Genomic DNA, 5,793 nt, shown 5'->3' on the forward strand with positions numbered 1-5,793 from the left:
GCGGCCTGACGCCGATGATGTCCCGATCCGAGCTTAGCTGACCTGTCAGGTGGTCCGAAGGATGGGGACCACTTCAGTCGGGCCACCTGCTTTCTTGCTTTCTGGGGTTTTGTGGCGGGCTAGATATTGGCGATTCCCGTCCTTAGAAAATCGAGCACATGACGGGAGGCGATATTCAGCTCGCGCTCCTTGTAGTAAAGGCCGATGCAGACGCGCTCCAGGTCAGGGAGCGAATCCGTGTTGACGGCATGCTTGAGATGGTCGGGAATGACGGAGCTTGCCATCGCGGTGATGCCGAGTCCCTCCTCCACGGCCGAGAAGATGCCCAGCAGGCTGGTGCTGGTATACATGAAGCGATAGGGGTGTGCTTGGCTCTGCAACGCCTCCTCCATGATCGAGCGATAGACACACCCCTGGGGATAGGCAATCAGCGGGAGCGGGCTATCGGCACCGCTGACCAGGTGGTCCTCCCTGAACACCCACTCGAGTTTTTCCAGGCGGTAGTCGCGAGAATCCCTGTCTTCATTCTCCTTTTCGCGCTCCATGGCCATGGCGATATCGTAGTGTCCCTTCTGATAGCGCTGGAGGATCACCTTGCTGATTTCGCAGTCGACCTCGACGATGATGTTGGGATAGACCCGCGACAGCTTTCGTAGCGCCTTGGGCAGGAAGGCCAGTTCGAAATCGTTGGGAATCCCCAGGCGTACCTTGCCCGAGATATTCTCGCCTCTTACCTTTGCAATGACCTGGTCATTGATCTCCAGTATCTGCCTGGCCGCCTTGTAGAGATACTCTCCATCTTCGGTGAGCTCCAGGCTGGAACCTCTGAGAAAAATCTTGGTGCCAAGGATCTCCTCCAATTTCTTGATTTGAAGGCTGATCGCGGGTTGTGATCGACCCAGTAGCTCGCCAGCGCTGGTAAAGCCACCGAGATCCTTGATGGTGACGAAGGTCCTCAACAGGTCGGTGGGTATATTAGTCATTATTGGCCCATTTCGATGTCTGATGTGTGTATTGAGTATACAAATTGGCGCCTTTCATGCACGGAAAATACCTTGAAGGTGCAAAAACGAAAACACCACAACGCTGTTGCCACACCAACAACAAGAGGTATAGGCATATGGATTCCTGGGTGTTGACCACCTTCCTGATACTGACACTCTACATGCTGGTCCATGCCGGAGCCGCTTACCTGCGGAGAGAGCTGAAAAGAAAGTCCACCAATGGGTCAGCGAGGCAGTAATCATGGATTCCTACAAGCTGTTCAACTGGGGGCTTCTGTTCCTCACCTTCGGCCTGATGATCTATCTGGGCTTCCTCTCCTCCAGAATGATGAAGAAGGGCGATGAAGGAGGCTTTCTCGTTGCTGGACGTTCGCTGGGGGCCTTCGTCGGCGCCAGTACCATCGTTGCCACCGGCTTCAGTGGCTGGGGCTTCATGGGCTCACCGGGCGTTACCTACCAGTTTGGTGCCATCGAGGTGCTGGGGAACTTCTTCTTCGCCCCGGCGATGATGATCGCCGTACTCTATTTTGCGAGCTTCCTGCAGCGCAAGGCCATCGACATGGGCAGCAACACCATTCCCGAGTATATCGCCCAGATTCATGGCGGCGGTACCATGGGCCGACTCGTGCAGGGGGTCGCGGCGCTTATTACCATCCTGCTGCTGCTGGTGTTCCTGACCAGCCAGATCAAGGCCGTTGGCCTGCTGGGAGCCAGCTGGCTGGGCATCGAGCTGACCCAGAGCGCCCTGCTGATGGTCGGCGTCATCATCCTCTACACCATGCTGGGCGGACTCGCCGCGGTGGCCTGGACCGATACCGTGATGGTCTGCGGCATGTCGGTCGCCGCCGTCATCATCATGATACAGATCTTCACGTCGATAGATCTGGGCACCTGGGAGGCCTCGCTCAATGCGATCGACCCGGAGCTTCTGAATCCTAGCACCGGAGCCCATTATGGCGACAGCCCGGCGACGGTGTTCCTCGTGCTGCCCTATGCCTTCCTGTTTGCCGCGGTCCTGCCGTTCATGGCGATACGCTTCCTGGCCTTCAAGCCGGACGTCAAGCTTCACAAGGCGGGCGTGTATGTGGCGATCATCGGGGCCCTGCTGAGCCTGGTGCCAATCGTGGGTCTCTATATGAGGGCGCAGATGCCGGAACTGGCCGATCCTGACAATGCCATGCCGGCCTATCTCGAACACTTCATGCATCCGGCACTGCAGGGCTTTATCACCCTGTTTATCCTGTTCGCCATGAAGTCCACCGCGAACTCGCTGCTGCATACCGTGGCCTCGGCGACATCCCATGACCTGCGGCTTGCCCTGTTCAAGGACCTTGTCCATAGCCAGCGTCTGGTGCTGTGGGTCAATCGCCTGGCCGTCGTGGCTCTCGGTGTCGTCGCCCTGCTGATGATGCTCTACGCGCCGCCCTTCATGCTCTCCTGGCTGGGGATCCTCGGTACCGGCACGCTGCTGGCCAGCATGATCGGTCCGGTGTTTATCTCCACCTTCTGGCAGGGCTCAGCCTGGGGCGCACTGGTCGCCATGTTGGCTGGCTTCGGCACCAGCGGCTACATGATGCTGTTCGCCGATGTGGGTTGGCTGGTCGGGCCGTTGACGGGCTGCGTGGTGTCCTCGATCTGCTACGTGGCCGTGTCGCTGGTGACGCCCCGTACCCGGCTGAATGGTTCGATGGCTCGCATCTAAGCTTGCGTGTCTCATGTCATGGCGGCGCCCGCAGACCCTGCGGGCGCCGCTGTTTGTGGTGTATTTGTGATGTAGATGCGGGTAGGGCTGTCTGGATGGTTGCCTCGTGATCTGGCGGGGTAGAGTGGAGCCTGAGCCTTGATCATCCTGGCGGCTTGTTTCACCACCCAGACCTGGACATAGCTAATGAGCACACACCTGGCAGACGAGCCCCTCACCATCGGCTTCGTCCTGCTGCACCGTTTCACCCTGATGCCCTTCGCCGCCTTCGCCGACTGCTTTCGCCTGGCCGCCGACGAGGGCGACCGTAGTCGGCAGCTGCGCTGTCGCTGGACCTTCATGGCCAGCAACAGCGAGCCGTACGGGCGCCATCCAGTCGGCGCGCGATGGTGCGTGTCAGGTCCATCTCACGATCGAGTTGGCGAAGCAGCAGGACGCCACCATCGGAGGTGATCTCGCCACCGTCGAATCCGGCGGTGACCTGGCGGTCTTTCGCGGGCTCATACCTCCGTCATAGCGGTCGTGGATCTGGTATCGTTGAGTTTGGGTTAGCTATCGGCATCCCATGCTATGCTTGACTATGAAGGTGAGTTGAGAAGGGTGCTTGCGCTGACTTTCCCGCCTCTATCTCGTGCTCCAAAAAGCTGCGTTTATTCTATGCATTCAGACTTGAGAGTTTTATGAAGGGTAATGAGATAATTGCCATTTCTGAGCTGATTTCTGCATTAGGGACAAAGGACTTTGGCCTGCAGATCGACAACCTGACTAAGACGGCAGTCAGCTTTGATATGAGCTGTATTTTTCTGTTTGGCACAGATCGCACTGCTGTGCTGGTGCATGATGGCTATAGTGAATCGGTATCAAGGAAAGCGCTAGCTTCATATCTCAGAGGCGGGTACCTGCTGGACCCTTTTTATGTTGCCTGCACACATGATCATCCTCCGGGGTTATGGAGAATGTCTGACCTGGCACCGGACAGCTTCTTTTCTTCAGGATTCATTGTATCAAAAGATATTCATCCCTGCGTTTCCTCTGAACAAGAAGCTCTAGTCGAAGAGGTTGGATTTATTATCCCGCTGGGTGAGAATTTATCGGCAGTGTATTCCTTGATGAGACACACAGGAAAGGAATCTTTCAGTCATGCCGAGTTGTCTCAAATAAAATTTTTTGAACCTATTATATCGTCATCCATATCAAGGCACTGCAAGAGCTTTATCCCATCTGCAAAAATTGATGTAGAAGAAAAAAAAGGGGGGGATGGTCAGTTTGCTGATATATTTCAGGGTCGCCTTACTTCTACCCAAAGGGATGTTGCAAAGCTCATCCTTAGGGGGCATAGTAGCTCCTCTATTGCGCTAATAATGAATATAACAAAAGGAACTGTGAAACTACATAAGTCGAATATATACAAGAGACTTTCGATTTCCTCTCAATCTGAATTATTCAGAATGTTTATTGACTATCTAGAAAAATAAAGCACGGTAATGAGTTTTAGAGCTTCTCGAAAGGGGTGTTTTATTACTCAAGGTTCGTCATTAAAAGCTGATGTAAACGCATACCCTTCAATCGCGTTGCGCTTGGAACTTGAGACCGCCCCTGGGCATCACCCCGTCGTACAGCCGACCAAGCGTCAGTAACGACAACGCCCTTGCCGAGGCGGCCTTCAAGACGCTGAAGCCCCGCCCGGGCTTCCCCGCCGATGGCTTCGCCACCCTGGCCGAGGCAAAGGAGGGGGGCCAGCAATTCACCGAGTGGTACAACCACGAACACCGGCTCAGCGCTCTTCGTTATGATCTTACCCAGGATTGGTAGACACTGATTTAAGCGATCATTCGGGCTTCGAAGGCCTCTGGGCTGATCATCCCGATGGAACTGTGCCGGCGCTGCCGGTTGTACTCCAACTCAATATACTCGAATACTTGTCGTCGCATGGCGTCTCGCGTCTCGCGTCTCGAATCGCTCGCCATGGATGGCCTCGACCTTGAGGCTGTGGAAGAAGCTCTCGGCGCACGCATTGTCTGAATCGCCTCGGGTTTCGTAGACACCTCCAGTCCTTATACTAAAGGCACCCAGGAGGTCCCATGAGCCGCCAGCGATATACCGAAGAATTCAAGATCGAAGCCGTCAAGCAGGTGACGGAACGCGGCCATCCCGTCACGGAGGTAGCCGCCCGGCTGGGAGTATCCGGCTACAGTCTCTATCAATGGATCAAGCGCTACGCCAAGCCTGCGGAACAGCGGCAGCAGGACGCGGATCTCCAGGCGGAGAACCGGCGCTTGAAGGCCGAGCTGAAGCGTGTATCAGAAGAGCGGGATATACTAAAAAAGGCCACCGCGTACTTCGCCAGAGCGTCCGACTGAGGTACGCGTTCATCCATGACCATGCGGACCAATATCCGGTGCGGCGTCTGTGCCGCATCATGGCAGTGCACCCGAGCGGCTACTATGCCTGGCGCCGTAACGCCCTGTCTGAGCGAGCGCGAGACGATCAACGACTGCTGGGGCTGATCAAGCATGCCTGGCTCGAGAGCGGCGGCGTCTACGGCTATCGCAAGATTCACCAGGACCTCAGAGAGGCCGGTGAAACCTGCGGCAAGCACCGCGTAGCCAGGCTGATGCGCCGGGAAGGGTTGCGCTCCCAGACCGGTTACCGGCGGCGTCCTGGCGCCTATGGCGGCAAGCCGGCGGTGGTGTCGCCCAATCGTCTGGATCGCCAATTTGACGTGATGGCACCCAATGTCGCCTGGGTCACCGACATCACCTACATCCGCACCCACGAAGGCTGGCTCTACCTGTCGGTGGTCATCGACTTGTTTTCGCGTCAGGTCGTGGGGTGGTCGATGAAGTCACGCATGACCACCGACCTGGCCCTGGATGCCTTGCTGTCAGCCGACTGGCGCCGCAAGCCCCAAGGGCTTGTCATGGTGCATTCGGATCAGGTCAGCCAGTTCAGTAGCGCGGACTGGCAAAGCTTTCTGAAGGCCAATCACCTGGAGGGCAGCATGAGCCGTTGAACCGTACCGGCTTTCTCGGAGACCCGTTGGTTTGAGTCAGGCCACCTTCTTGGCTTGACTCTGTTGCTCATAGT

Annotated in this window: 3 protein-coding genes and 4 pseudogenes; 4 read left to right on the top strand and 3 right to left on the bottom strand. The window is 56.5% G+C overall.

Going from position 1 to position 5,793, the window contains the following annotated elements; all coding sequences use genetic code 11:
• Nucleotides 1-119: 119 nt before the first annotated feature.
• Nucleotides 120-983, bottom strand: a complete 864-nt coding sequence (locus Q0894_RS11545) for a LysR family transcriptional regulator (RefSeq protein ID WP_299235459.1) — start codon at nucleotides 981-983, stop codon at nucleotides 120-122.
• A gap of 262 nt (nucleotides 984-1,245) precedes the next feature.
• Here Q0894_RS11545 and Q0894_RS11550 point away from each other — a divergent pair, with 262 nt between their 5' ends.
• Nucleotides 1,246-2,706 carry a sodium:solute symporter family protein gene (locus Q0894_RS11550; protein WP_299235462.1) on the top strand — a complete coding sequence of 487 codons (1,461 nt, stop codon included), beginning with the start codon at nucleotides 1,246-1,248 and terminating at the stop codon, nucleotides 2,704-2,706.
• Between the two features lie 391 nt (nucleotides 2,707-3,097).
• On the opposite strand, the pseudogene Q0894_RS11555 reads toward Q0894_RS11550, so the two are convergent.
• Nucleotides 3,098-3,193, bottom strand: a pseudogene (locus Q0894_RS11555) (hypothetical protein); the annotation flags it as partial.
• Nucleotides 3,194-3,386: 193 nt separating this feature from the next.
• Here Q0894_RS11555 and Q0894_RS11560 point away from each other — a divergent pair.
• Together Q0894_RS11560 and Q0894_RS11565 are read left to right on the top strand one after the other, a co-directional pair.
• Nucleotides 3,387-4,181 (top strand): helix-turn-helix transcriptional regulator, encoded by a 795-nt coding sequence (locus Q0894_RS11560; RefSeq protein WP_299235465.1) that lies wholly within the window; start codon nucleotides 3,387-3,389, stop codon nucleotides 4,179-4,181.
• Between the two features lie 121 nt (nucleotides 4,182-4,302).
• Nucleotides 4,303-4,497, top strand: a pseudogene (locus tag Q0894_RS11565) (integrase core domain-containing protein); the annotation flags it as partial.
• Nucleotides 4,498-4,526: 29 nt separating this feature from the next.
• On the opposite strand, the pseudogene Q0894_RS11570 reads toward Q0894_RS11565, so the two are convergent.
• Nucleotides 4,527-4,725 (bottom strand): annotated as a pseudogene (locus Q0894_RS11570) (IS3 family transposase); the annotation flags it as partial.
• Between the two features lie 62 nt (nucleotides 4,726-4,787).
• On the opposite strand from Q0894_RS11570, the pseudogene Q0894_RS11575 reads away from it, so the two are divergent.
• A pseudogene (locus Q0894_RS11575) lies at nucleotides 4,788-5,716 on the top strand (IS3 family transposase); the annotation flags it as partial.
• Nucleotides 5,717-5,793: the final 77 nt, after the last annotated feature.

Source organism: uncultured Halomonas sp. (assembly GCF_947501415.1).
Classification (GTDB): Bacteria; Pseudomonadota; Gammaproteobacteria; order Pseudomonadales; family Halomonadaceae; genus Halomonas.

Coding starts and splice junctions, on each gene's coding strand:
- Q0894_RS11545 (WP_299235459.1), bottom strand. CDS start 983: ATGACTAATATACCCACCGACCTGTTGAGGACCTTCGTCACCATCAAG.
- Q0894_RS11550 (WP_299235462.1), top strand. CDS start 1,246: ATGGATTCCTACAAGCTGTTCAACTGGGGGCTTCTGTTCCTCACCTTC.
- Q0894_RS11560 (WP_299235465.1), top strand. CDS start 3,387: ATGAAGGGTAATGAGATAATTGCCATTTCTGAGCTGATTTCTGCATTA.